The following is a 25180-nucleotide window of genomic DNA, read 5'->3' on the forward strand; positions in this document are numbered from 1 at the left end:
AGCGAGGCTTACTGCTTAAGCAAGTAGTTTTAGCTAAGTTGGAGGTGTCAAAACCACCTTTTATTACTGTTATAATCCAACTCAATTAAAGGTGATTTATAGCAACTAAGCAACCTTGAACTAACCAAATGAAATAGGGCGACGGCCTGTTTTTTCGTCCACTTTTGGTTTTTTAGTACGCTTGCGTTTTGTTTTTTTCGGTGCTGTTTCGCTCGTTTCTGATTGTGCTTTTTTCGGTGTTTCTGGTGGGCGAGGATTCGGTGTTGCATCTTCGCTTAATGTTAATTGAAACAACTCACCATCAAAAGCGAGCACATCACCACTGTATAATTTTTTCCGTTTTATTGTACAAATTTCATAGTTTACTCCAACATAACCTTCACCTATTAGTGCTTTTGCCTGGCCTCCGGTTTCGACTAAGTCGAGCACTTTTAGCAAATTACATAACTCTATAGGCTCTTCTTCTAGTTCAATTTCTATGAAATCTTCGTTCATGTTGGTCTCTCATAATTTAATCGTAGCCATTATAAAGCCTAGCACTGGATTGAACCAAGATTAAATTTTTAACTTCTTCAAAGGGTTAAAATTGGCTCGCAAAAAAGAATGATATTTTTCAAAAGCAGTAAAAAAATTGCAGTATTTTCTGGTTACACTGCGCGCGTTTTAAATTGGTGTACTAATTGCTATAAGCAATCTCGTTTCATTTTAAATTCGTTCTGGAGAAGTAGTAATGGGCGTAAGATCAGCACTAAGGAAAGAGTTAATGGGGTTACAGGATTCGTCACTATTAGCCGCAGATGATGTGCGAGCTTTGCTAACAAAAGCAATCAAAGCACAGCCTGATAAATCAGAACAAGGCTTTGCATTAATTTCACGTTTTAATGATAACCACAGCCAGCTTGCCTATGGAGAGGAGAGTAAAGAAAAGTTACTTGAGTATCAGGTTCACCGCTTATTTAAAGATATTCTTTACACTCGACGCAGTGTTGATAAATGGCTAAGTTACCATTTAAATTAGTTGATTAATCAGCTTTCCTTTAATAGACTACACTTGTAATCTTTTGGGGGAATAGTATGAACAGGATGTATATTTGGTGTGTGTTGCTATTGTTAGTTGGTTGCCAACAGCCAACTGTTTATGTTTATACAGAAAACTTAGACGCACAGCAGCAAGCTCAGCTCGATTTAGCCTTAAGTGCTCAGCGTTTACCTTATAAATACACGCAACTGAGTGTGCCGCGAGAGTTTGGCGACGCGACTTTGATGTTATCCGAAGATAAAATTTTGACTGAACAGACTGAGATCTTAGCTGGTATCATGCAGCGACTGGGTTATCAGCCTGAGATCAAATACACCACCGCCGCAAATCACTTTTACAATCATGGCAATATTGGCTTTTATTTAAGAGCTAAAAATACCACAACTAGTTTTACTATGCCGACTCGTGTACTCACCACCGGATGTGTTGAAGACAAGTATAATGATCTTGCTGTTACATTTAATAATAAGCAGGCACACTTTACCCTTACAAGCGGTAGAAAAGTCTCCCTTGATTGGGATTACTTATATGGCTACCTAGTTATTTACTATAAAAACTATTCGCAAAGTTACAGCCATTTAACGCCAGAAGTGAGTACCCCATTTGGTATGAAACCATCAGACACCTACCGTTACACAGCACGGGTTAATGAACCAAGCTGGTTGAATTGCTCGTTACAAATTGTGTATATGGATTAGCCGCGTGACTCTAGATAATTACTGAGCTTAATGATGCGTTCACTCATACCTTCGATGATACGATCTTTTATTTTCTCACGGATTACATTTGGTAGTCGAGTAAGCGCTTCTGGTGTGATTGCAAGTACGATAGTATCGATCTTAGCTCGCGCACTAGTACTTCGTTCACGGTTATTGATAAACGCGCCTTCACCAATAAATTCACCAGGCTCTATGCTGCCTAGCTCAACTAAATGGCTTTGCTTAAACACGGTAAGAGAGCCACTTAGTACAATATAAAGGCGTTTGTCATTATCAAATTGTTTAAAAACCGCACGGCCTTGTTGTACTAAATATAAGTGACTAAACGATTCTAATAACACCTGTCGTTCACTGAGAGAAAACTCTCTAAAAAACGACAGTCTGTTAATGATTTCCATTTGTTTAATAAGCGGAATATGCTCGATTAACTTCATTGATTCACTGTGTTCATAGTGTGAAATTTAGCTAATATTGCGCTCTTTTAGCTTGCGGGTCAACGTATTACGCCCCCAACCAATTTTGATGGCTGCTTCTTGTTTGTGGCCTGCACAGTTTGCAAGTGCAGTTTTAATTAAGCGAGTTTCTAATTGTGCTTGAATCGCAGGCCAAATATTCTCTTTGCCTTGTTTAAGTTCAAGATTAAGCCATTGCTGAAATGCATCTAGCCAGTCGCCTTCTTGCTCTGTGGGAGCTGCGGCAATAATTTCGGGAGGTAAATCTTGCTCGCTGATAAGCTCACCCGGTGCCATTACAGTTAACCAACGGCAGGTGTTCTCTAGTTGACGAACATTGCCAGGCCAATTGAATAGGCGTAATTGCTCAGTGGCTTTAGGGCTTAAAATTTTGCTTTCGACTTGCAGCTCTTTAGCACTTTTATGTAAAAAATGTTGTGCGAGGCGCTCAATATCTTCGGTGCGTTCTCGTAGGGCGGGTAGGCGCAAACGCACCACGTTTAAACGGTGGAACAGATCGTCACGAAACTTCCCTTGTTTAACCAAGTCTTCGAGATTTTGGTGAGTTGCGGCGATGATTCGCACATCGACCTTTATGCTTTGATGACCACCAACACGGTAAAACTCACCATCGGCTAACACGCGTAATAAGCGAGTTTGCACATCAAGCGGCATATCACCAATTTCGTCTAAAAATAATGTGCCGCCATTTGCCTGTTCAAAGCGGCCTTTACGAATGCTGTCAGCACCTGTGAATGCGCCTTTTTCATGGCCAAATAATTCAGATTCGACTAATTCTTTAGGAATGGCAGCCATATTGAGAGCGATAAACTGGTTTTCTTTGCGTGGACTGTGGTTGTGAAGGGCGCTGGCAACAAGTTCTTTACCTGTACCTGATTCGCCATTGATTAACACACTCATACTTGAAGCTGATAATTTACCAATCGCACGAAACACCTCTTGCATAGCAGGTGCTTCACCGATGATATGCGCATTGGTTTGCGGCGCTAATTTACGTTTGGTTTTTTTTGTTGAGTTAGCACGACATGCGCTTTCTACCAATGCTACGGCTTCATCTAAATCAAACGGTTTGGCAAGATACTCAAATGCCCCTTTTTGAAACGCATTAACTGCAGAGTCGAGATCTGAGTGGGCAGTCATGATGATCACAGGTAAGCCAGGATTTTGCTCAGCAATTGTTTCTAGCAATGCCATGCCGTCCATACCTGGCATACGCACGTCAGAGACGAGCACTGTGGGCTGGCTAAATTTTAATGCATTAAGTACATCTTGTGCATTTGCATAGCTTTGGGTGTCAAATCCTGCTCTTGCCAGCGCTTTTTCTAATACAAAGCGTATTGAGGCATCATCATCAACTAACCAGACTGTTTTCATGATTACTCCAAAAAACCATTAATCCGTAAAAGGCAAATAGATATTAAATTCTGTATGGCCAGGCCAACTGTCACAGTCTATGTGTCCGTCATGCTGGTCAACCAAGGTTTGCGCTATGGATAAACCAAGCCCTGAACCATTTTCTTTATTGGTGATCATGGGATAGAACAAAGTTTCTTTTAGATTCTTATCTATACCTGGACCATTATCCGAAATTTGGATCAGCAAGGTTTTTTTCGGCGCTTTACCAGGACGTCTATGCTGGTGGTTAATACGGGTTTTTATTCTGATTTCACCACCATCAACGAGAGCCTGTTGGGCATTACGAATAATGTTCAACACCACCTGTTGAATTTTACTTTGATCTATATACACATTAGGTATGCTCGGATCATAGTCTTTTACTAAGGTGATATTCGCACTATTATCCAGCATGCTTAGCTTGATTACTGACTCAAGTGCTTGGTGAATATTGCCATAGGATTTGTGGGGCAACTGATTCGGGCCAAGCAAGCGGTCGACTAGCTCTCGCAATCTGTCTGCTTGCTCAATAATAAGCTCTGCACATTGATCTCGTTCTTGCTGATCAACCTCATACTGCAATAATTGCGCCGCTCCGCGAATTCCACCTAACGGATTTTTAATTTCGTGCGCCAAACCACGTATTAAATTACGCGCAGCTTGATATTGATGCATTTGATTAGAGGCTTGATCGTGACGAATTTCATCGTCCATTTGGCGGCATTCAAATAAAATGTAGTTTTCATTTTTGCTGCTGAGCCGTCGCGTACTGATTGTTAATTTAGCATGGCGAGAATCGATGAACACCACGTCAGCTCTATGCTGATGGCAATCAACACCATCGAACAGTGAGTACTGGGCGATGCGTTTTAAATCAATTGAGTGATAGTTAAATAGATTATCGAATGGTTGGTTGATAATACGTTTAGGACCTAAACCTAAAAGCTCACTTGCACTGTCATTTGCATAAACCAGTTTGAAGTTTCGGTCGAGCAAGATAACGGCAGTACTTAAATTTTTCCAGATACTGTCGAGTATTTCTGAGTCGAAGGGAGTATTACTGAGCATGTTTGCACCATTTTAGTGCGTTGCGATTGAGCATAGCTTAGCACAGCCATTCTGCATTGTGAGGTATCTATTTTAAAAAGTTAATTGCTGTTTAATACAGATGCTCGATGCATAAAAAAGGTGCTTACTGGGCTAACCGAAACGAGTTTATTATTCTCATTAAAAAGCTTAGCTTGCAGTGTGTGTTCGCCTCGATTGACTTCTCTTAGTGCAAAGGTTGTACTGCTACTGGCAACACCTAAAGGAGTGCCATCAACAAGGAGTTGTACCTTAAAGCCTGTTGCAAAGCGTGGGCTAATACGAGTTGTTACATAAACGGAACCAGTATTCTCTCTAACGGTGGCTTCATTTTCAGGTGAGGCTATTGTCACTTTAAAATTAACCGGTGTAACGTTCGGGCTGCTATCTAGAATGCTCGTATCGGTCGCTGGCATAGTGAGATTTTGCGTATTTAGCTTTACTTCAGTTGCGCCTGGACGTGGTGTATCAGAAAAGACTAAAACACCATTTCTATCCTTCCACGAATACACTTTCTTCTGAGCGGTACCATGGCTAAAAGTACTAACAAAAATTAGTACTGCTAACAATAAAGTTATGCTTTTCACTCTGCAACCCTGCATTTCTTAATCTATTTAAAACTGTAGAGGAGAATACGTCGAATTACCATTAAAAAAGCCCGCAAAGCGGGCTTGAGAACACACATTTATTATCTGATATAGATAATTCTGCTACAGCGTAATTACACGCTGTAGTACATTTCAAACTCAACTGGATGAGTTGTCATGTTAAGCTTTTCAACTTCTTTGTTCTTCAGTGAGATGTATGCATCGATTAGATCGTCAGTGAATACACCACCTTGGGTCAAGAACTCACGGTCAGCGTCTAAAGAAGCAAGTGCTTCGCTTAGTGAAGAGGCAACTTGTGGGATCTCAGCAGCTTCTTCAGCTGGTAAGTCGTATAAATCTTTATCCATAGCATCGCCAGGGTGGATCTTGTTTTTGATACCGTCAAGGCCAGCCATAAGCATTGCTGAGAATGCTAGGTATGGGTTAGCTGTTGGATCTGGGAAACGTACCTCGATACGACGTGCTTTTGCAGACGGTACCACAGGGATACGGATTGAAGCAGAGCGGTTACGTGCAGAGTATGCAAGCATTACTGGTGCTTCGAAGCCTGGTACTAGACGTTTGTACGAGTTAGTTGACGCGTTAGCGAATGCGTTGATTGCTTTAGCGTGCTTGATGATACCACCGATGTAGTAAAGTGCTTCTTCAGAAAGACCCGCGTACTTGTCACCAGCAAAGATGTTTACGCCATCTTTACCTAAAGATTGGTGACAGTGCATACCAGAACCGTTATCACCTACAAGAGGCTTAGGCATGAAGGTTGCTGTCTTACCATAAAGGTGAGCCATGTTATGGATAACATATTTCATCTCTTGGATTTCGTCTGCTTTTAATACCATGGTATTGAAGCGTGTTGCGATTTCGTTTTGACCCGCAGTTGCAACTTCATGGTGATGAGCTTCTACAACTTGGCCTAGTTCTTCAAGAACTAAACATGTAGCTGAACGCCAGTCGTGTGATGAATCAATAGGTGAACATGGGAAGTAACCACCTTTAACGCCTGGACGATGGCCTTTGTTGCCACCTTCGTAGTCTTTATCTGAGTTCCATGCAGCTTCGATATCATCAATTTTGTACATAGAACCAGACATGTCTGATTTGTATTTTACATCATCAAATAGGAAGAACTCTGGCTCTGGGCCGAATAAAACAGTATCAGCGATACCTGTTGAACGCATGTATTCTTCAGCGCGTTTTGCAACAGAACGTGGATCACGCTCGTAACCTTGAAGTGTTGAAGGCTCAACAACGTCACAACGTACGATTAAAGTAGCTTCTTCAGAAAATGGGTCCATTTTAGCAGATTCAGGTACAGGCATTAGTACCATGTCTGACTCATTGATGCCTTTCCAGCCAGCAATTGAAGAACCGTCAAACATTTTGCCGTCTTCAAAGAACTCTTCATCAATTTGGTGATGAGGAATAGAAACATGCTGTTCTTTACCTTTGGTGTCAGTAAAGCGTAAATCAATGAACTTAACGTCATTTTCTTTGATAAAATCTAAAACCGATTGTGACATGTGTCCTCCAATTGTTGGGTTTTATTTTTGCTGCATTATTGCTTTTGTTTTATATAAGCTGATTTCATGCCATATTTTTAACATGTTGTTTAGGCTTATAAAAAAAAATAGAATAGGGTTTTGTTAAAACTATTTGCACAACTTTGGTGCGTAAAAGTTTCATTGTGGTGCATTGCTTTTTCACAATGCCAAATGCACAGAAATTGAGCATACCTAATAAATGAACTCTGAGCTTGATTTACTCTGAAAATATGGCTCATAACTCAGAATTTCGCCAATTCTTACTGTTTGAAATGAACAAAGTTCATAAATTTGTCATTTATAAAACAGATACTTAGAAAAAGCTTGAAGAAAGTTTATAAATTTACATTGGATAAACTTTCATCCATGCCATTATTAAGGGATAATATGCGCCCTTTTAAATCCTATGCTGGGACATCTGGTGAAAACTCAGATGAGTGCGTAGATCTTGCAGGATCAATGAGATTCAATTTCTCTGAGAAAAAATATGAGCATCGAAAAGTTAAGAAATATAGCGATTATCGCCCACGTTGACCACGGTAAAACAACTTTGGTTGATAAACTGCTTGAGCAATCAGGCACATTAGAAACGCGCGGCGGTAACGAAGAGCGCGTAATGGACTCAAACGACATTGAGAAAGAGCGTGGTATTACCATTTTAGCTAAAAATACAGCTATCTCTTGGAATGACTACCATATCAATATCGTAGATACCCCAGGACACGCCGACTTCGGTGGTGAAGTAGAACGCGTACTTTCGATGGCTGACTCAGTATTACTACTTGTTGATGCTCAAGAAGGTCCAATGCCACAAACGCGTTTCGTAACGCAAAAAGCATTCGCACAAGGTTTAACGCCGATTGTTGTTATCAACAAAATCGACAAACCAGGTGCACGTCCTGACTGGGTTATGGACCAAGTTTTCGATTTATTCGATAACCTAGGTGCAACTGATGAACAGTTAGACTTTAAAGTAATCTATGCATCAGCTATCAACGGCTGGGCAACAATGGATTTAGACACGCCATCTGACAACATGGAACCTATGTTCCAGATGATCGTTGACGAAGTATCTCCACCGGATGCCGATCCTGAAGGTGCTCTTCAAATGCAAATTTCTCAGCTTGACTACAACTCATACATCGGTGTTATCGGTGTAGGTCGTATCAAGCGTGGTACTGTTCGTCCTAACCAACAAGTAACGATTGTGAGTGCAGACGGTACTAAGCGTAACGGTAAAGTTGGCCAAGTAATGAGTTACTTAGGTCTTGAGCGTCACGAAGCAGAATCTGCGGGCGCAGGCGACATCATTGCAATTACAGGTCTTGGTGAGTTAAAAATCTCAGATACTATCTGTGATGTAAATACCGTTGAAGCATTACCACCACTAAGCGTTGATGAGCCGACAGTAACAATGACGTTCTCTGTAAACACATCACCATTTGCTGGTAAAGAAGGTAAATTCGTCACTTCACGTAATATCCTTGAGCGTTTACAAGCTGAGCTTGTACACAACGTAGCACTACGTGTTGAAGAAACTGATAACCCAGATAGCTTCCGTGTTTCTGGTCGTGGTGAGTTACACTTAGGTATCTTAATCGAGAACATGCGTCGTGAAGGTTACGAGCTTGCTGTATCTCGTCCACAAGTAATCCTTCGTGAAGTTGATGGTCAAAAAGAAGAGCCATACGAAACACTTACAATCGACTGTCAAGAAGAGCACCAAGGTTCTATCATGGAGCAAATTGGTCTTCGTAAGGGTGAACTAACAGACATGTCTCCAGATGGTAAAGGCCGTGTACGTATGGACTTTATGATCCCAAGTCGTGGCTTAATTGGTTTCCAAACTGAATTTATGACATTAACCTCTGGTTCTGGTCTTCTTTACCATACATTCGATCACTACGGTCCACATAAAGGCGGTACTATTGGTGCGCGTAAGAATGGTGTAATGATTGCGAACGCAACGGGTAAAGCACTTACTAATGCATTATTTAACTTACAAGACCGTGGTAAGCTATTCATCGGTCACGGTGTTGAAGTTTACGAAGGTATGGTTATTGGTATTCATAGCCGTGACAACGACCTAACAGTAAATGCACTTAAAGGTAAGCAACTTACAAACGTTCGTGCATCAGGTACTGATGAAGCGCAAACATTAACGCCACCACTAAACTACACGCTTGAGCAAGCGATTGAGTTCATCGATGATGACGAGTTAGTGGAAGTAACACCTGAGAGCATTCGTATTCGTAAACGTCACTTAACTGAAAGTGACCGTAAACGTGCGAGCCGTCAAGCTAAAGATTAATAACGTCTTTTAGTTTTAAAAAATATAAAAACCGTCGTATTGAAAAATACGGCGGTTTTTTTAGGCTTTTAAAATAAAGAGCTTCTAGTGACAACTCTTAACTTGTAAAATAAGACTGCCTACAAAAACAAAGGAATCGATTTAATGGACAAGGATCAAGTGGACGCGCAAATTGCTTTTTCTCAGATGCAGCGTAATGAATCCATCAATGAGAAAATAGATGCGCTCAGACCTAAGTGGTGGTCTATTATCAGTAAGTATGCAAGTTTTATTTTCACGCTTTTAGTTGTGCAATACTTCTTTCCTGAAACGATTGACCAGCCTGTTTTCTACTTTATTTTACTAATGATTTTTAATGTAAGTATTGCCCAATACTATGCAGATAAACAATTACATAAACGATTAGACTTACTTCATAGTTTAATAAAAGAGACGAAAGTCTAACCGTTTTGGTGTGTTAGATTGATAGGGGCAAGGTTTTACTACAGTGACACTTGCTCACCTTCATTCAGTATATATACGGGTACTTGGCTGCTCATGTCTTTTTGCATATGCAGTAATCGTAGCAATGCAGAGTGACTAGAATGGTCGCCCATTTGCCAGCTTGCGTTACCATACCCCCATGGGATCATCACTTTACAGCTTAGCTCCTCAGCTGCATTTAACGCATCTTCAGGTGTTGTGTGTACATAGCGGTACCATTTGCCGCTTTCTTGGTGGTAATAGGACGCTATCGGCATCAAACACACATCAATTTCGCCGTATTTTTGTTTAATATCCCGAAAATGTTTCGAGTAACCGGTATCGCCAGCAAAAAATAAGGTTTTTCCGTTTTGTTCGAGTAACCAACCATTCCATAAATCTTTATTGTGATCTTCATAAATGAAAGGCACTAAGATACGGCTGCTAAAGTGGTGAGCTGGCACGGCATGAATCGTTAAATCATTAATCTTGGTACTTGCGTACCACGCCATCTCTGAGATAGTAAAACCACCGGTAGGAAAATTATCTGCAAATCCTAAAGGCACTAAATAGCGTGGACCATTGCCAATTTCTTCTATATCCGCTTTGTTAAAATGATCATAATGGATGTGTGAGTACATCACCGCATCTAGGCCATCAAGCTCTGTTTGCGTTGGCCAAGCCCCAGGTTTGCGATAGATACCGCCTGCGAGTTTGAAGGCCAAGTCTACAGGTGAATCAAACTGATCCTTAACGGGGTCAAACAGCAACTGCTCACCACTGGGTGATTGAATATAAAAGCCTGCATGACCTAACCAGCGAACTGTAAAGCCTGAATCGACTTTAGGTACTATTTGTTCGCCTTGATAGTGGCATTGTGAGTTGCTGTCGTTGCATACAAGCAGCTCAGACGTTTCATAGCAATTGTCGGTGCAGGTTGTTGGGTACTCTTTTTCACCGGGGTAAAGGTTATGGTAACGACCAGCCTGCTCTCCTTCGGTTTTTAACGGGGTAATCGTACCTTCGCCAGCAATAACATTAACAGTGTTAGAGTGGCTACAAGCTGCTAAAAGTGCAGCGGCGATAAGTGTAGGAAGTGTTTTTAAATGCATAACATGCTTACTTTTTATTCTTTGCCACGAGTTTAGCAAAATAAGATTTAAGATAAATCATTAAAAAGTAACAAGAGGTTACATAAAAAAGCCTACGTTTAAGTAGGCTTAGTGAAATTTGCGCAAGATGATTAGCTTGCTTTATTCATTTGCTCAATGAATTTATTTGAGTCTTCAATCGACTTATTCATATCATCCATTAAAATTTTGATGTCGCGTTTTAGATTCGTAAACTCGCCTTTGATAGCTGTTACAGCTTGTGCATTAAGGTTGTGTTTTAGATACAGCACGTTATCGTGAAGCGATGTTAATACAGGCTCCATTTTACTCTCAGCACTGCGCATTGAGCGTAACAGTTGGTCAAATTGGCGCTTGGTTGCATTAAGCTTTTTGCTGCTTTCACGCTTTAGAGAAGCGCTTTTATATTGCTCAAGCTCATCGCTCCATTCATCGAATAGCGCTTCGGCTACATCTTCAACTTTGTTGATGTTGGTGGTTACTTGATTCGCAGCTGCAAGGCTTGATTCATAATCATCATTGAGTTGGTTGTAGGCATCTTGTAGTTCGCCACCATCAAAGTTGATTAATGTGGTCAGCCTCTCTAATGCTGATTGAAATTCTTCTTGTGACTCTTGTTGAGACTCTTTAGTTTCTTCAACACGGTCAACTAAAATATCGCGCTTATGGACACCTACAGACTCCATGGCTGAATAATAAGCTGACTGACAGCCTGATAATGCCATGGTAACTGCAAATAGTGGTGCGCTTAAAAGTGTCAGTTTTTTCATTGAGTTCCCTTTTTGGATGCCTGTCATTTCAAATTATGTGGCGGATTGCTATGATTATCAAAACATTTTAGCAGAAAGTTGATTCTATGGATGAGAAGCTCAGTCGTTTTAAGCTGCAAATAAGTATTTTCCTAAAGCAGCAACCTAGTTGGTGGATGCAGTATTTGACGCGATGTATCGATGATCAAATTACGGTTAATGCTGGCTATTTGGCGTATGTGACCTTGCTATCGATTGTACCACTTGTTGCCGTGGGCGTGGCGATATTTTCTGCATTTCCTGGGTTTGAGAGTACCTTAGTGACAATCGAAAACTTTCTATTTACTAACTTAGTTCCCACATCGACTGATGTTATTAAAGAGCATATCAGTTCTTTTGCTGGTAACGCAAATAAGATGACGGCAGTCGGGGTCGGCTTTTTAGCGGCTGTGTCGTTGTTATTGATTAGAAATGTCGATGCTACCCTCAATCGTATTTGGCGAATCAAGAAAAAACGGCCGATGATGATTTCTTTTGCCGTGTATTGGATGGTTTTAAGCTTAGGACCTGTGTTATTGGGGGCAAGTATTGGCGTGACCTCTTATATTGTGTCGTTAGTGTCTTTTGCAGATCAAGGGATCCCCGGTTTTAGTGGATTCTTATTAAAGCTTTTACCTTACGTTATTTCCATGGTGGGCTTTATTATGCTCTATACTTTAGTACCTAACACACGAGTTCCATTTAAGGCGGCAATACCAGGGGCTTTATTTGCAGCCATGTTGTTCGAGCTGACGAAAAAAGGTTTTGCACTGTATATCAGTCATTTCCCATCCTATGAGGTTATTTATGGGGCCCTGGCGACCATTCCTATTTTGTTTGTATGGGTATATTTGTCGTGGATTGTTGTTTTACTCGGTGCAGAGTTTACCGTTTGTATCAGCCCGGAAAAAATTGAAGACACCCCTGATATAGATATTTAAACCAACTGCACCTAAGGAGAGCAAGGTGCAGTTTCATCCACAATACGTAGCTAACCGCGACTATCATCTGAGTGTAGGGGATGGTCATCAAATTCATGTTCAGGAGTTCGGAGAGCCCAGTGGCATCGCTGTCGTTGTCTGTCATGGGGGGCCTGGTTCTGGACTATGCCCTGAAAATTGTCGGTTTTTCGATCTTCAGCGTTATCGTGTAATTATGTTTAGTCAGCGTGGATGCGGTCACTCTACACCCCACGGAACGCAAGCGAACACGACCCAAGATTTGATCTCTGATCTTGAATTTTTACGCATCCAGCTTGGCGTTAAAAAGTGGCTTGTTAGTGGTGAGTCTTGGGGAGCAACATTAGCTTTGCTCTATGCGATTAGTCATCCTGAATCCGTTGCAGGGCTGCTTCTACGTGCTAGTTTCTTAGCCTGTGAAAGTGATTTTGCATGGTTGTATTCACAACAAGGGGCTGGCGCCCAATTTTACCCAGAAAGCTATAGAGAATTTGCAGGAGAACTGCACGATTGGTCGCAGCTATTAGATTTTTATCAATGCCAGCTTAGTAGTGAAGACCAAATAAATGCTAATAAGTATGCAAAAAGATGGTGTCATTGGGAGCAGGTTTTATGTCACGCTGAGCCATGTACAAGCTGGTGTATATCTGAACCCCACTCAGCACTTAATCAAGCACGCTTAATGGTTCACTACTTTCGTCATCGTTGCTTTATTGAGGATCACTATATTACGAAACACAGTAATATATTGGCGCATATCCCTACTTGGTTTATTCATGGTCGAGCTGATTTGGTGTGTCGTTACAGTGCGGTGCAGCAATTAGCAGAGCGGCTCAATGCGCAATTGTTGATATTAGATGGCATTGGGCACAGCAGTGATAATCAGGTATATTTGGCGGCAATGCGACGTGCCGCAGATTTAATGTATATCAAGTTATCGAGGGAGCAATGCAAGGCTTAATTCAAAGAGTTACACAAGCGAAAGTAGAAGTGGCAGGCGAAGTAGTGGGTGAAATTTCACAAGGTATTTTGCTGCTATTAGGTGTGGAAAAACAAGATACTGAGCAAAGCGCTCAGAAGCTTTTACATAAAGTTAGTAATTACCGCATTTTTACCGATGAACAAGGAAAGATGAACTTAAGTTTGAATGATATCAAGGGAGAGCTTTTAGTGGTTTCGCAGTTTACGCTAGCGGCTGACACTAAAAAGGGCATGCGTCCAAGCTTTTCAAGTGCGGGCACACCAGCGCAGGCAAATGAGTTATATGAGTATTTTATCGCTCAAGCAAAAGAGGCCGGTTTACGTGTAGCGACTGGGCAATTTGCAGCTGACATGCAAGTGAGCCTGTGCAACGATGGCCCTGTAACGTTTAACCTATCAGTATGATTACTTTGTGATCATGACGATATGATTGACGTAGTTAGGAATTTTTTCAATACTTGGGCGTTTACCAAATTCAGTGATGAGTAAGTGCTCAAGTTGTTTTAGCTGTGATGGATGGTTTGACAGAAAATTTATGAATAGTAAGCCATCTTTTGCCATTGCTGCACGTAACTTGGCATAAAATTGATGTTTAAATAAAAATAATGGTGCATCTACTTCACTAAATAAATCTAAAATAATCCAATCATACTCATGGCCTTGCTCTAACACCTGCTGAGCATCGAAGCAGCGTAAATTATTATCATGATGACCACCAAAATAACGTTTGTAGCAGTGAATAATATCGGGGTTTTTATCAACAGAAGTTAAGTGGCTTTGCGGGTAGGTATGCTGTAAATAATTTCGGATAGCACCTCCACCTAACCCCAGCTCGAGTATTTTGTTGGGTTCCTCCAACTCTTGCCAAAGCCTTGCAAGGTACTGTAAATGAGGGAAAAGTAATCGTGCAGGGCGACGCTTTTCGACTACAGATTGTAATGTTTCATTAATTAGCAGCCAGCGAAACTGATTCATTTGTCTTACTTGAATAGACTCCCTGCCTTGCTTATGCCAATAAATAAGCTGCCCGAGCCTGTGGCAATCTTCAATGAAACACTGTTTTATCGCGCCACTGGGTTCAAAAAAATGTTCCATATTTCGGGCCTTTAAGTTTTTGTGTATAAAGTATGACAATTACTTCAGCATAGACCAGCCTAGCTAAAGTGCCAATTGTGCAGTAGTTTTTACAGCGAAGAATAATAATTTTGGCTAGGTCACCAAAGTATTATTCCAACTTGATGGAAGATAGCGTATCGTAATTTGCATTCGTTAGGCCACGAAAAAACAACATGAGATGGCTGAATTATCACAGGAGTATTTATGTTTAAAGTGACCACCCCACAAAGCAGCGAAGATTGGCAAGCGTATTATTCATTGCGTTGGCAGGTTTTAAGAGCGCCATGGGGCGAGCCGCGCGGTTCTGAACAGGATGATCTAGAGCAAGACGCAGAGCACCGCTTTATCAAAAATAATGATGGTGAAGTATTAGGTGTGGCACGTCTTCACTTTAATAATCATCAGCAAGCGCAAGTACGTTACATGGCGGTAGCCGAAGGTAACCGCAATCAGCATATTGGTAGCCGTTTATTACATGAATTAGAAAAAATCGCATGGACTCAAGATGCAGATGAACTCGTGTTGTTTGCTCGTGAGCGAGCTCTTGATTTCTATAAGCGTCATGGCTATGAATTAAAGGAAAAAGCACATTTAGCTTATGATGACGTACAGCACTGGAAAATGGTTAAACAAAAGCCCTCTGAACCAGGCTGGTTCCGTCACCCCAATTGGACACAGGTGCTACAAAATACATGGCGTGAATCAATTCCAATTAGTGATGCGATGGGTATTAAAGTTGAAAGTTATACTGATTGGCAGTTTACTACCCGTGCTGATTTAGATGCGAACTTAAACCTTCATAACACCATGTTTGCTGGCTCTATTTATAGTTTAGCCACATTAACAGGGTGGGGAGCAACTTACCTTGCACTGAAAGAAGCAGGCCTTGAAGGGAATATCGTGTTAGCTGATGCCAACATTAAATACCTTAAACCACTGAATAATGATCCACGTGGATGCGTTGAACTAAAAGGCTGTAAAGGTAAACTCACCGATTTAGAGGCAAATGGTAAGGCAAGCTATCATGTTCCTGTAAATATTTATGATGGTGATGTGTTAGTTGCAGAATTTGAAGGTCACTTCATCGTTAAAAAATAACGAATATTCAGAGCGAGCTAACTAAAGCTCGCTCTTCATTATTTATTGCAGTTAAAGTAAGTCAGTTAACAGAATACCCACGCCAAAGCGTTCAATATCGGCGTTGTAATCAATCAAACTCTCACCATAACCATTAAAGTACTGTGCATAACCACGTAACCTGCCCCAAAGAGGGAAAGACCAATCGAGTTGAATTGCCCCACGATTATCTGAATTTAGATTATTACGTGTCATAAAGCTGAATTCATGTTCGTTATAACGGTAAGCGCCAGAAAACTCAAAGTAACCCATGTATTTATAGATATCAGGGTTGTCATCACCACTGGCTTCTAGTTCATCGTCTTTTTTATCTTCTGGGATGCGGTACCAAGGCTTGAAACCAAACACGAACCCCTCTTTTTCCCATAAAAAGTTGGCATAAATACGGTTCCATGAACGTGAGTTTGGTTGGCTGCGGCCATTTGATTGATGTGATGCACCAATCGCAATTGCCATTTCATCTCCCCACAAGACATTTTCTTCATCAAGGTAGTTTATCCAGAAAACTTCTGGCTCATAGTTAGTTTCACGAAATGGTGACGAAATATCTTTGTTGTAAAACTGCCAAAACGACTGCATCGTAAACGCAAAATACACACCTTGGTCTTTATCTGAGAAGCCCTCAAAGACAGGTACCTTAATTGATAGCTGATATTTTACTTCTAGGTTATCGAGAGGCTCACCATTTGTTTCTTCTGCCAGATCCTTCAAACCGTCAAAAGGGCGAGTATTTGGATGCGATACGTAGGACAGTGGCAAGATATAGTTACGTTTATGCGGCGTGATTACATTGCGGTTCTTTTTACTTACTTCCTCGCGTGCTTTTCGTTTATCAAGTGCAGTAAGCTTTTTACTTTCATCTAAGTCAGAGCATTTTTTGCGAAGTTCTTCGAGTGTTTGTTTACCGTCACCGCCAATCGCTTCATTTAAAATACATTGTTTTACTAATTCGAGCGCGTCATCTTGTTCATTGGTTTTTGTTTCTTCAGTCTGCGCCATAACAGGTACAGAAAGTAAACTAGCGACAGCTAGCCACATGCGCCATCCCATTGAGATTTCCTTATTGAATAGAGGTGAAGTTGAGATAAGTATAACGATTTTTACATAAGTAACCGTGAACTTGTACTGAATTGTTAAATTTTTAGGTAAATAGAGCCCCAAGCGAAACTTGGGGCTCTGCTGTTACGGCCTAAGCCGTGACTCTCACGCAATGAGAAGGGGTGAGCTTAGAGCTCAAATACGTTGGTAAAAAACTTATATAATTCGGTGCCTTGATTCACGCTTGCTGACGCGAAGTGTAAAATGGCAATTGCATCTTTATCAAAACTGAGTGTTTGCAATGGTTGTTCTGATAGGTAGCGCTCCATTCGTAGGATATGGGCGATAGGTTCACCCGCTTTAATATGGCCACCCAGCGGGGCAAGGTATTCGACCATGCCGCCCATGGGGGCGTAGTAAGCAATATAATCTTCAAGCATACTGGCATAGCGTGTCATCACTTTTGGTTGATATGCTGCATCAACCAATACCTCTTTGTGGTTGAGGTAACTTAAAATACTATTTGCGTCTTCAAGTGCTGCACTTAAATCGATTTTTTCTTGGCTACCTAACTCAACGGTGAATGCTTCGACTGGAACTGCAAATTCACGGCCTTGTTTGGCAAGTTCTTCAGAAAGCGACCACCAAGGACAGAAACTCGCTTCATCCATCGCGCCATCAAAATCATTCGGGATCAATAACACATGCTCAATGTTGAAATAGCGGGCGCTGCCTTTAGCGTATTCAGGGCAGTATAAGTGCTGACTTGAGATAGGCCCAGTGTGAAGGTCTAAAACAATATCAGCCTGATGGGCGAGCTTTTGCAAGTTAAGGGCAATACGTTTACCGGTTGTTAGGCTGTAATCTGGGCCCGTTAATTGGCTGTCAATGTCAGTAACGAGTGCCCGTTTAAACGCTGCTTTAAGGGTCGCATCATCACTGTCTTTGTGCTGTTCAGCAATTTGTGATGGTAACGCTTTGTTAAAGTGATACATACGGTTCCAGTTGGTGCCCGTAATTGGATCGAAGCGACCTAAGGTAAACTCACCTGATTTTTGGTTGCAACCAATAGGGTTGGCATAAGGCACTAGGGTAATATCGCCACGCAGTTTGAGTGATTTTAGCTGCTCAAGCAATTGATAAATTACTGCATTACCTTGTACTTCAGCGCCGTGCATATTGGCTTGTACATACACGTTTGGTCCTGAGCCATCGCCTTTTAAGCGATACACAGGGATTGTCAGTGGTAGGCCGTTGGCAATCTCGCCAACCACAATATTCTCTTGGCTGATTAATTCTTTACTCATGGCAATTACCTTAAATAATAGCTGGCATTTTCAGCGCTACGGATGCACTCAATATTGCCTTGTTCAAGGATGTATTCAGCCGCTAATTCGTGGCATAAAAAGTACGGCATACTTTCGGTAAAGCCGTATGCACCACATTGGCTGAATACCAACCAGTCTTGTTCATTTAAATCGCTTGCTAATTGGTGTTCACCCAAGCAATCAAGGGCGGTGCAAAGTGGGCCGTATAAAGTCATTGCCTTAGGTTCAGCTGTCGATTTACGCAATAACGCCGCAGGAAAATTTTGGCTTGTCACTGCAGGGCGAAGTAAATGGTTAATACCGCCTGATAAAATCACCTGCTGTTGATTGTAATTCTCTTTGCGCTCAACGACTGGGGTTGCGTAATGACCACATTCGCCCACCGCATAGCGGCCAAGTTCCATCCAAAGCTCTTTGACACCAGCATCAGCTTTAATGCTCGCGAGGGTCTCGATAAGTGCAGACCAATCAAGTCGGTTAGCATCTTGGGTATAAGGGATGCCTAAGCCCCCGCCTAAATCGAGAATATTAAGATTAATATTTAGTGAGTTAGCCAGCTGTTGTAATGGCGAAATCATCGTGCGCCATAACTCGGCGAGTTTGTCAGTGCTCAGCATATTGCCCCATTGGAAAATATGCAGACCGTCAAAGCTAAGAGCTGGGTAATCACTGACCGTGAGAGCTTGCCACTCATCACAGCCCAAACCAAAAGGAGTGAGGCTGTCGCCGCCAAGCGGGTTCTTTTCGCTGTCTGGCCAACGCAGTTGTACACGCAATAGAACTTGCAACTGACAATTTGCTTTCATTGCTTGTTCGTTTAACCAGCGCACTTGGTTAATGCTCTCGGCCACAAAGGTACGTACGCCGCGAGCAATAAAATGTGAAATTTGTTTAGGGCTTTTTGCAGGCCCTGTGTTGAGCACGCGCTCGCTATCGATGCCCTGGGCAAGTACTTGCTCAAGTTCACCTTTACTTGCAACATCAAAATTAAACCCTGCGCTGTCTAAACATTGAATAATGCGAGACAGTGGGTTGGCCTTAACGGCATACCAAAGTTTCACATCGGTTTGCGCAGTCAGTTGATTTAAATGTGCAGTTAATTTATCTAAATCATAGATAAAAAATGGCGTATCAAGATGCGTTGAAACGTGTGCAACCGCTTGCTTGATGGGCGTGCTCAAAAAGCTCATTAACGTAAAACCTCTTCTAACAATAATGATGCATCGCTTTGTTCGTCACGGTATTTCACTATCAGTGCACAAGACATGCTTAGACCTTGCTCGCGAGCCCACGCATTTGAAGCAGGGCGAGAGCCTGGGATCACAATCGCGTTTTCTGGGATCGCTTCACCTTTATCTAGCTGGCGCTCATTCACACAATCGTAGACGGGAATAGTTGCAGATAAGCGCACACCCGGCGCAAGCACAGCACCTTTTTTCACAACCACACCTTCAACAATAACGCAGCCTGCGCCGATGAATGCATCATCTTCAATCACCACTGGGCTGGCACCAATTGGCTCAAGTACGCCACCTAACTGTACTGCTGCACTTAGGTGGACATTTTTACCTACTTGTGCGCATGAGCCCACTAGTGCGTGGCTGTCGACCATCGTGCCTTCATCGATAAAAGCACCAATATTTACATACGCTGGTGGCATGATAATCGTGCCTTTGGCAACGTGTGCGCCACGACGAACACTGCTACCACCTGGTACCATACGCACGCCTGCATCGGCTGCAAAGCCTTGTGGTGCTAAGTTGTGCTTATCAACAAAACCACCTGGGAACTCGGTATTCGTGCCATTTTTGAAAGCGTCTAAAATGCCTTGCTTAACGTCAACATTGGCGTGCCAGTTGCCGTTCTCGTCTTGTGTTGCTGCGCGAACTGCGCCTGATTCTAAGTTGTTTAATAATTCTAACCAGCTCATGATAAAACCTGTTTTTAGTTCCAAGATAAAATTGTGTTGTTTGCGTGGGTGATGCCGTCTGTTTGCTCAAGCTCTAAATGCGTAAGCGGCGGACGTAAATGCGGGGTATTTATTTTACCTTGCAGGTGCATCAGTACTTTTACGGGGATTGGGTTTGCCACAGCGAATAAACTTTGGATTGCTTGCGACCAATCGGTGAATAGATTTGGGTATTGACCACTTAAACTGCGTTTAACAAACTCATGGGTTTGACTCGGCCAAGCATTCGCGGCAACCGACACTAAACCTTTTGCACCAGCTTGAGCAAAATACGGCATAAGTGCATCATCGCCACTGAAAATGGCCAGTGTTGGCGATGCCGTTCTAAAACTTTCAAATTTACTAATGTCGCCACTGGCTTCTTTTAAAGCCCACAGGTTTTTGTGCTCAGCAAGGTTTTTGATCACCTGCGGTGCAATCTCAACTGCGCTTCTTCCAGGTACGTTATACAACATACAAGGGTGATGACTTGCGTTAAGTAGGCTTTCAAACCAATGTGTTTGGCCAACAACCCCAGGTTTTGCATACAGAGGTGAGCCCAGTAGATAGCCATGAATAGGGAGTTGATTGCAGTATTCAACCCAAGCAATTTGTTGCTTAAGGTTCATGCCGCCTACAGCAACCATGAGGGGGACACTCGGTGCTAATTGGCAAACATGCTCAACAATGGCTTGCTGCTCTTTAAGTGAAAGCGCCAGTCCTTCACCGGTACTGCCAAGTAATAAAATGCCGTTATTTGCATCTTGCTGCTCAGCCACCAGTTGTTCAAGGGCCGTGTAATCGACCTCGCCAGATTCAGAAAATGGCGTGACAAGCGCTGTCCATAATGGATAGTCGTTTAAATCAAAATTGTTGATCATCTCTCACGAACTTATAAGGTATTCGAAGAGTTTATGCGGGAACATTTGAATGGAGCCGCATGTCGTCATTCGAACAAGGTATAATTCGAAGAGCGAATGGGCTTAAAATAATAAAGACGCGACGGCCTTATTATACTAAGACCAGAAGCTCTCCACCAAACTAATCAATAGCACTTTGCTATTGTTGGTGACAGTCGCTGGGATTCAGCCCAGTCGCCCGAAATAAGCACCTCACAAACGGTGTTACTTCTCGGCGTTAATTCCCCTCACGTATGATCAACAGAGTCTGTGCTCTTCCCATACGCTACCTGAATAACGCACCTCTTCCAGCCCTTTATGCTCGCTTTAAAGGTTAAAGCCAACATAGTTAAATAGGGTATATTCGGCGATTAAAGCATTTTAGCCATCTAGGTGTCAAGGCGAAGGGTTTGTTTTTAGTGACCGATTTTGCAACATGGTTACGTATAAGCGTGTTTTTACGTACACTTAGCGTTAACCAAATAAATTGGAAAAATGATGGAAAAATTTAACGATATTTATCAACGAGCCGTATCTCGAAAGGGCAGCGAAGACATGCTGCAGACACTGTTATCAAACCCGCTCGATGATACTGATATTGCCAAAATGCATGACGATTTATGGTTAGAAGAGTTCACACGTAAAGTTTTTCAAAGTGGCTTTTATTGGTCTGTTATCAATAACAAGTGGGCAGGTTTTCGCGACGTGTTTTGGGATTTCAGCGTAGAAAAATTGTTGATGATGCCACCGGATATGCTTGAGCAAAAAGCCAGTGACGAGCGCATAGTTCGTAATTTTAAAAAAGTACAAACGATCCCAGAAAACGCATACATGATCCACGAAGTTGCTGAGAAACATGGCAGCTTCAGCCAGTTTATTGCGGATTGGCCAACTGACAATATTATTGGCTTGTGGGCCTATCTTAAAAAACATGGTGCGCGTTTAGGAGGGAATACTGGCCCTTACGCTTTGCGAGCGCTTGGTAAAGATACCTTTTTACTTTCTCGCGATGTAGAAACCTACTTGCGTGCTCACGAGTTGATAGACGGGGGCTTACAAACTAAAAAATCGTTACAAGCAGCGCAAGATTTTTTCAATGAACTACAACAGCAAAGTGGCTATAGCCTGCAAGCACTTAGTCAGCTTGTGGCCTATGGGGTTGGTGATAACCGCGTAGGTGTAGCCACACGTTAAGGACAGCTATGAAACTGCAAACTCGATACACAGATATTAGTGAACTGCTCGCTATTGAAGATATGCCGAGCGCTGTTGCTGAGCCGCAATTACTGCTATTCAATGACAGGCTGGCTGATAACTTTTTAATTAAACATGACAGCGAACTTTTAGCTAAATTGCTATCTGGTTCAACGATAGATAGCGCCGTTGCTCCGGTTGCACTTGGTTACTCAGGTCATCAGTTTGGTCATTTTTCACCGCGTCTTGGTGATGGCAGAGCGCATTTGCTTGGTGCGATTGAGGATCAAGGAGGCACATTGTGGGATATGCAATTAAAAGGGGCGGGAGCAACTGTATTCTCGCGCGGTGGTGATGGTCGCTGTGCCATTGGCCCTGCAGTACGTGAGTACATTATGAGTGAGGCGCTTCATGCGCTAGGTATCGCGACTACACGCTGTTTAGCTGTGGTGACTACTGGTGAAACGGTATATCGCAATCCTCCTCGACCTGGTGCAGTCGTCACTCGCTTAGCTAAAAGCCATATACGTGTAGGTTCATTTCAATACTTAGCAACACAGGGTGATATAGAAGGGTTAGAAAAGCTTGTCGATTACGCTATCAGTTGTCATTTTCCTGAAATTAATAGCACGGGTGAAAAGCGCTATATTGACTTTTTAACAGCTGTACAAGACAAACAAATTGAGTTGATAGTAAGTTGGATGCGTGTCGGTTTTATACACGGAGTTATGAATACTGATAATACCTTGATAAGTGGTGAAACCATTGATTATGGTCCTTGCGCTATGATGAACAACTTTGATTTTGATACTGTGTTCAGCTCAATTGATCACCAAGGGCGCTATGCATTTGGTAATCAGCCGACGATTGCTAATTGGAATTGTGCACGCCTAGCTGAAAGTCTATTGCTCTTATTTAAAGATGAAAAACAAGCGCTTATAGACCTTTCGGCGGTTATAAATAGTTTTTCAACTCGGTTCAATGATGCCTTTAATTTGATGTGGCAACAAAAGCTGGGCTTAGAAAGCATGGAAGAAGATGAGCATATACTTGTTTCTGAATTGTTGACGTTAATGAAGCAACATAAATTGGATTATACCAACACATTTAATCTTTTGACTGAGTCATTACAGTCTCAGGTAACCATACCTGCCAATATAAAAGAATGGTATAAAAAATGGTTTTTAAGAACATCTACTCAAAGTTATAAAACGATGCGTGCTGTTAATCCTGCAGTCATTCCACGCAACCATAATATCGAAATGATTATAGGTGAATATGAGGGCTCTGGAAAAAGCGCTTCATTGGAAGCATTTTTGAAAGTGATATCAAATCCTTATATTTATAAAGCTGAAAATACACATTGGTACGCGCCTCCTAAGGAAGGTGATGCGAATTATCAAACTTTTTGTGGAACTTAAAAAATTCCAGAAAAGGCTGATTGTTAGCGACTGTGCCTAAGTGTAATATTTAACACCTACGCTAAAAAATATGACAGAACGCTCTTTATATTTAAGTTAACGCGCCCTGTTATTAGGTTTATTTTTTCTAGTTAATTTATAGTAATTATTTATTAACAATAATAACGCATTGTTAATTTGAATGACGATTTAACTATAGTATTAGGTAAGTTTTATATTATCACCTATAGTTTCTAATGACCTGAATCAAACTATGATTTGAGTTAGTAGTATAACCTGCTACCTATTAAGTATAGGTTAACAAAACGAAGAGTATTCTGCTTATAAAATGGGCTGGGATGACTTAGCTGAAAATTTTAATTGTGAAAATGGGAAGGAAACAATGAAATTAAAATCACTTACAATGGCGATCGCATTAGCTGCAACTAGTGCATCAACATTTGCTGCAGAAAAAGAAGGTTTTTATATCGGTGTATTCGGTGACTACTACGATGCATCTTGGATTGCAACAGATTACTCACCTAATGTGAGAACTGGTTATGCAACGGGCTTCGGTGCTGAGATTGGTTACCGATTCTCAGATTACTGGAGTGCTCGTTTAGAGTACGCTGATGGAAATATTGATACTGAACACCTAATCACGGGTGATAAGTACGACATGGACATGGATAGATACGGCATTGACATGCTGCACCATTTTTCTGGTGGTCCATTCTACGGTGTATTAGGTCTGAAAGAAATTGATGTGTACGAGAAAAGTACATTTGCAAATATTGGTTTAGGTTACCAGCACTTTGTAACTGAAGGTCTATCAGTTAACTTTGAAACATCTTACTACCGAGGTTTAGAGTTCAGTGAGTCAGACTTAAACGCTAAGTTTGGTGTAAGCTACTTATTCGGTCAATCAAGCGAGCCAGCGGCGCCTGTTGAGCCAGCTCCAGTTGTTGTTCAAGAGCCAACAGATTCAGATTCTGATAATGATGGTGTACTTGATGCTGATGACCAATGTGCAAACACGCCTATGACAGATGCTGTAGATGCAACGGGTTGTACTTTATATGAAGAGAAGCCAGTAACAATTAGCCTACTAGTTAGCTTTGCTCATGACTCAGCAGCCGTTCCACAACGCTACTTTGATGACATTGCTGAAGTTGCTACCTTCATGAAAGAAAACACAGACGCAACGGTTGTTTTAGAAGGCCATGCTTCAGCAGTAGGTGATGCTGAGTACAATATGACTCTATCTAAGAAGCGTGCGGATGATGTTGCTGATGAATTAATCAAAGACGGCATCTCTGAAGATCGTATTTCAACTGTAGGTTATGGTGAAGAGCGTTTGAAGAATGAAGCAAACACTTTAGAAGCTCACGCTGAAAACCGTCGTGTTGAAGCACAATTAACATCAACTCAACGTGTAAAAGTTATGCGTTAATAGTGAGTTGTAAGTTTTGATAAACCCAGCCAAGTGGCTGGGTTTTTTTATGCCCAAAATAAGAATGATTCTTACTTAATAAATATTCATCTGAATAGCTTTTTTTTTAACTACTATTCATGCTATTTATAGTGAATATAAAGTGCCTAACCGCAGCATGGATTTTCATCTATAC

The 25180-nt window shown here is 41.7% G+C and carries 25 protein-coding genes and 1 riboswitch; of the genes, 11 read left to right on the top strand and 14 right to left on the bottom strand.

The annotated features are described in order from the left end of the window. Positions 1-120 precede the first annotated feature (120 nt). Positions 121-495: an RNA-binding S4 domain-containing protein gene (locus L3Q70_RS00955; RefSeq protein ID WP_062568215.1), complete on the bottom strand. Its 375-nt coding sequence runs from the start codon at positions 493-495 to the stop codon at positions 121-123. Positions 496-730: 235 nt separating this feature from the next. Here L3Q70_RS00955 and L3Q70_RS00960 point away from each other — a divergent pair, with 235 nt between their 5' ends. Together L3Q70_RS00960 and L3Q70_RS00965 are read left to right on the top strand one after the other, a co-directional pair. After that, the gene (locus L3Q70_RS00960) at positions 731-1018 is read left to right on the top strand and encodes a hypothetical protein (RefSeq protein ID WP_193988145.1); all 288 of its coding nucleotides are present in this window, start codon (positions 731-733) and stop codon (positions 1016-1018) included. A 56-nt stretch (positions 1019-1074) separates the two neighbouring features. After that, complete coding sequence (locus L3Q70_RS00965; RefSeq protein ID WP_062568217.1) at positions 1075-1737, top strand: hypothetical protein; 663 nt, start codon at positions 1075-1077, stop codon at positions 1735-1737. Here L3Q70_RS00965 and L3Q70_RS00970 read toward each other — a convergent pair. The 5 genes from L3Q70_RS00970 to glnA form a co-directional block, all read right to left on the bottom strand. After that, a complete protein-coding gene (locus L3Q70_RS00970; protein ID WP_062568218.1) occupies positions 1734-2192 on the bottom strand; it encodes a cyclic nucleotide-binding domain-containing protein in 459 nt (152 codons plus the stop codon). The two genes, L3Q70_RS00965 and L3Q70_RS00970, sit on opposite strands and share 4 nt — an antisense overlap. A gap of 27 nt (positions 2193-2219) precedes the next feature. Further along, positions 2220-3605 carry a nitrogen regulation protein NR(I) gene (ntrC, locus tag L3Q70_RS00975; RefSeq protein WP_062568219.1) on the bottom strand — a complete coding sequence of 462 codons (1386 nt, stop codon included), beginning with the start codon at positions 3603-3605 and terminating at the stop codon, positions 2220-2222. Positions 3606-3623: 18 nt separating this feature from the next. Beyond that, positions 3624-4694, bottom strand: a complete 1071-nt coding sequence (gene glnL, locus L3Q70_RS00980) for a nitrogen regulation protein NR(II) (RefSeq protein WP_130151490.1) — start codon at positions 4692-4694, stop codon at positions 3624-3626. An 80-nt stretch (positions 4695-4774) separates the two neighbouring features. After that, the gene (locus L3Q70_RS00985; protein WP_228074387.1) at positions 4775-5299 is read right to left on the bottom strand and encodes a DUF4124 domain-containing protein; all 525 of its coding nucleotides are present in this window, start codon (positions 5297-5299) and stop codon (positions 4775-4777) included. Between the two features lie 134 nt (positions 5300-5433). Continuing rightward, the gene (glnA, locus tag L3Q70_RS00990; protein ID WP_062568222.1) at positions 5434-6840 is read right to left on the bottom strand and encodes a glutamate--ammonia ligase; all 1407 of its coding nucleotides are present in this window, start codon (positions 6838-6840) and stop codon (positions 5434-5436) included. Positions 6841-7348: 508 nt separating this feature from the next. Between glnA and typA the strand changes: the two genes are divergently transcribed. Beyond that, on the top strand, positions 7349-9172 hold the full coding sequence (typA, locus tag L3Q70_RS00995) for a translational GTPase TypA (protein WP_062568223.1): 1824 nt from the start codon (positions 7349-7351) through the stop codon (positions 9170-9172). 144 nt (positions 9173-9316) lie between these two features. Beyond that, the gene (locus tag L3Q70_RS01000; RefSeq protein ID WP_062568224.1) at positions 9317-9616 is read left to right on the top strand and encodes a hypothetical protein; all 300 of its coding nucleotides are present in this window, start codon (positions 9317-9319) and stop codon (positions 9614-9616) included. Between the two features lie 38 nt (positions 9617-9654). Here the strand turns inward: L3Q70_RS01000 and L3Q70_RS01005 are convergent, their stop codons facing one another. Both L3Q70_RS01005 and L3Q70_RS01010 read right to left on the bottom strand, forming a co-directional pair. Further along, entirely contained in the window at positions 9655-10746 is a 1092-nt protein-coding gene (locus L3Q70_RS01005) for an MBL fold metallo-hydrolase (protein WP_062568225.1), read from the bottom strand. A gap of 131 nt (positions 10747-10877) precedes the next feature. Then, on the bottom strand, positions 10878-11534 hold the full coding sequence (locus tag L3Q70_RS01010; protein WP_062568226.1) for a DUF2959 domain-containing protein: 657 nt from the start codon (positions 11532-11534) through the stop codon (positions 10878-10880). A gap of 86 nt (positions 11535-11620) precedes the next feature. On the opposite strand from L3Q70_RS01010, the gene L3Q70_RS01015 reads away from it, so the two are divergent. The 3 genes from L3Q70_RS01015 to dtd are packed head-to-tail and all read left to right on the top strand — an operon-like array spanning position 11621 to position 13897. Beyond that, positions 11621-12493: a virulence factor BrkB family protein gene (locus L3Q70_RS01015; RefSeq protein WP_062568227.1), complete on the top strand. Its 873-nt coding sequence runs from the start codon at positions 11621-11623 to the stop codon at positions 12491-12493. A 25-nt stretch (positions 12494-12518) separates the two neighbouring features. Further along, positions 12519-13472, top strand: a complete 954-nt coding sequence (locus L3Q70_RS01020; RefSeq protein ID WP_237114706.1) for an alpha/beta fold hydrolase — start codon at positions 12519-12521, stop codon at positions 13470-13472. Then, positions 13460-13897 (top strand): D-aminoacyl-tRNA deacylase, encoded by a 438-nt coding sequence (dtd, locus tag L3Q70_RS01025; RefSeq protein ID WP_062568229.1) that lies wholly within the window; start codon positions 13460-13462, stop codon positions 13895-13897. The genes L3Q70_RS01020 and dtd overlap by 13 nt, the downstream gene beginning before the upstream one ends. On the opposite strand, the gene L3Q70_RS01030 is transcribed toward dtd, so the two are convergent. Further along, positions 13898-14587, bottom strand: a complete 690-nt coding sequence (locus L3Q70_RS01030) for a fused MFS/spermidine synthase (protein WP_062568230.1) — start codon at positions 14585-14587, stop codon at positions 13898-13900. Positions 14588-14812: 225 nt separating this feature from the next. Between L3Q70_RS01030 and L3Q70_RS01035 the strand changes: the two genes are divergently transcribed. Then, positions 14813-15706 (top strand): bifunctional GNAT family N-acetyltransferase/hotdog fold thioesterase, encoded by an 894-nt coding sequence (locus L3Q70_RS01035; protein ID WP_237114707.1) that lies wholly within the window; start codon positions 14813-14815, stop codon positions 15704-15706. Between the two features lie 51 nt (positions 15707-15757). On the opposite strand, the gene L3Q70_RS01040 is transcribed toward L3Q70_RS01035, so the two are convergent. From L3Q70_RS01040 to dapA, 5 genes are all read right to left on the bottom strand, one after another. Beyond that, positions 15758-16795 (bottom strand): phospholipase A, encoded by a 1038-nt coding sequence (locus L3Q70_RS01040; protein ID WP_193988153.1) that lies wholly within the window; start codon positions 16793-16795, stop codon positions 15758-15760. A 176-nt stretch (positions 16796-16971) separates the two neighbouring features. Continuing rightward, complete coding sequence (locus L3Q70_RS01045) at positions 16972-18090, bottom strand: succinylglutamate desuccinylase/aspartoacylase family protein (RefSeq protein ID WP_237114708.1); 1119 nt, start codon at positions 18088-18090, stop codon at positions 16972-16974. 5 nt (positions 18091-18095) lie between these two features. Next, a complete protein-coding gene (locus tag L3Q70_RS01050; RefSeq protein WP_237114709.1) occupies positions 18096-19301 on the bottom strand; it encodes a PLP-dependent decarboxylase in 1206 nt (401 codons plus the stop codon). After that, positions 19301-20041, bottom strand: a complete 741-nt coding sequence (locus L3Q70_RS01055) for a 2,3,4,5-tetrahydropyridine-2,6-dicarboxylate N-succinyltransferase (RefSeq protein WP_062568236.1) — start codon at positions 20039-20041, stop codon at positions 19301-19303. The genes L3Q70_RS01050 and L3Q70_RS01055 overlap by 1 nt, the downstream gene beginning before the upstream one ends. A 14-nt stretch (positions 20042-20055) precedes the next feature. Continuing rightward, on the bottom strand, positions 20056-20940 hold the full coding sequence (gene dapA, locus L3Q70_RS01060; protein WP_237114710.1) for a 4-hydroxy-tetrahydrodipicolinate synthase: 885 nt from the start codon (positions 20938-20940) through the stop codon (positions 20056-20058). Between the two features lie 137 nt (positions 20941-21077). Beyond that, positions 21078-21274: riboswitch (Lysine riboswitch) on the bottom strand. Positions 21275-21456: 182 nt separating this feature from the next. Between dapA and L3Q70_RS01065 the strand changes: the two genes are divergently transcribed. The 3 genes from L3Q70_RS01065 to L3Q70_RS01075 all read left to right on the top strand — a co-directional run bounded on the left by L3Q70_RS01065 (position 21457) and on the right by L3Q70_RS01075 (position 25005). Further along, positions 21457-22152: a DNA-3-methyladenine glycosylase I gene (locus L3Q70_RS01065; protein ID WP_237115230.1), complete on the top strand. Its 696-nt coding sequence runs from the start codon at positions 21457-21459 to the stop codon at positions 22150-22152. A gap of 8 nt (positions 22153-22160) precedes the next feature. Beyond that, positions 22161-23573 (top strand): protein adenylyltransferase SelO family protein, encoded by a 1413-nt coding sequence (locus L3Q70_RS01070; RefSeq protein WP_237114711.1) that lies wholly within the window; start codon positions 22161-22163, stop codon positions 23571-23573. A gap of 382 nt (positions 23574-23955) precedes the next feature. Next, a complete protein-coding gene (locus L3Q70_RS01075; RefSeq protein WP_062568263.1) occupies positions 23956-25005 on the top strand; it encodes an OmpA family protein in 1050 nt (349 codons plus the stop codon). The last annotated feature ends 175 nt before the right edge of the window (positions 25006-25180 follow it).

Origin of the sequence: Pseudoalteromonas sp. CF6-2 (assembly GCF_021729425.1) — a bacterium.
Classification (GTDB): Bacteria; Pseudomonadota; Gammaproteobacteria; order Enterobacterales; family Alteromonadaceae; genus Pseudoalteromonas; species Pseudoalteromonas arabiensis.

Coding starts and splice junctions, on each gene's coding strand:
- L3Q70_RS00955 (WP_062568215.1), bottom strand. CDS start 495: ATGAACGAAGATTTCATAGAAATTGAACTAGAAGAAGAGCCTATAGAG.
- L3Q70_RS00960 (WP_193988145.1), top strand. CDS start 731: ATGGGCGTAAGATCAGCACTAAGGAAAGAGTTAATGGGGTTACAGGAT.
- L3Q70_RS00965 (WP_062568217.1), top strand. CDS start 1,075: ATGAACAGGATGTATATTTGGTGTGTGTTGCTATTGTTAGTTGGTTGC.
- L3Q70_RS00970 (WP_062568218.1), bottom strand. CDS start 2,192: ATGAAGTTAATCGAGCATATTCCGCTTATTAAACAAATGGAAATCATT.
- ntrC (WP_062568219.1), bottom strand. CDS start 3,605: ATGAAAACAGTCTGGTTAGTTGATGATGATGCCTCAATACGCTTTGTA.
- glnL (WP_130151490.1), bottom strand. CDS start 4,694: ATGCTCAGTAATACTCCCTTCGACTCAGAAATACTCGACAGTATCTGG.
- glnA (WP_062568222.1), bottom strand. CDS start 6,840: ATGTCACAATCGGTTTTAGATTTTATCAAAGAAAATGACGTTAAGTTC.
- typA (WP_062568223.1), top strand. CDS start 7,349: ATGAGCATCGAAAAGTTAAGAAATATAGCGATTATCGCCCACGTTGAC.
- L3Q70_RS01000 (WP_062568224.1), top strand. CDS start 9,317: ATGGACAAGGATCAAGTGGACGCGCAAATTGCTTTTTCTCAGATGCAG.
- L3Q70_RS01005 (WP_062568225.1), bottom strand. CDS start 10,746: ATGCATTTAAAAACACTTCCTACACTTATCGCCGCTGCACTTTTAGCA.
- L3Q70_RS01010 (WP_062568226.1), bottom strand. CDS start 11,534: ATGAAAAAACTGACACTTTTAAGCGCACCACTATTTGCAGTTACCATG.
- L3Q70_RS01015 (WP_062568227.1), top strand. CDS start 11,621: ATGGATGAGAAGCTCAGTCGTTTTAAGCTGCAAATAAGTATTTTCCTA.
- dtd (WP_062568229.1), top strand. CDS start 13,460: ATGCAAGGCTTAATTCAAAGAGTTACACAAGCGAAAGTAGAAGTGGCA.
- L3Q70_RS01030 (WP_062568230.1), bottom strand. CDS start 14,587: ATGGAACATTTTTTTGAACCCAGTGGCGCGATAAAACAGTGTTTCATT.
- L3Q70_RS01035 (WP_237114707.1), top strand. CDS start 14,813: ATGTTTAAAGTGACCACCCCACAAAGCAGCGAAGATTGGCAAGCGTAT.
- L3Q70_RS01040 (WP_193988153.1), bottom strand. CDS start 16,795: ATGGGATGGCGCATGTGGCTAGCTGTCGCTAGTTTACTTTCTGTACCT.
- L3Q70_RS01045 (WP_237114708.1), bottom strand. CDS start 18,090: ATGAGTAAAGAATTAATCAGCCAAGAGAATATTGTGGTTGGCGAGATT.
- L3Q70_RS01050 (WP_237114709.1), bottom strand. CDS start 19,301: ATGAGCTTTTTGAGCACGCCCATCAAGCAAGCGGTTGCACACGTTTCA.
- L3Q70_RS01055 (WP_062568236.1), bottom strand. CDS start 20,041: ATGAGCTGGTTAGAATTATTAAACAACTTAGAATCAGGCGCAGTTCGC.
- dapA (WP_237114710.1), bottom strand. CDS start 20,940: ATGATCAACAATTTTGATTTAAACGACTATCCATTATGGACAGCGCTT.
- L3Q70_RS01065 (WP_237115230.1), top strand. CDS start 21,457: ATGGAAAAATTTAACGATATTTATCAACGAGCCGTATCTCGAAAGGGC.
- L3Q70_RS01070 (WP_237114711.1), top strand. CDS start 22,161: ATGAAACTGCAAACTCGATACACAGATATTAGTGAACTGCTCGCTATT.
- L3Q70_RS01075 (WP_062568263.1), top strand. CDS start 23,956: ATGAAATTAAAATCACTTACAATGGCGATCGCATTAGCTGCAACTAGT.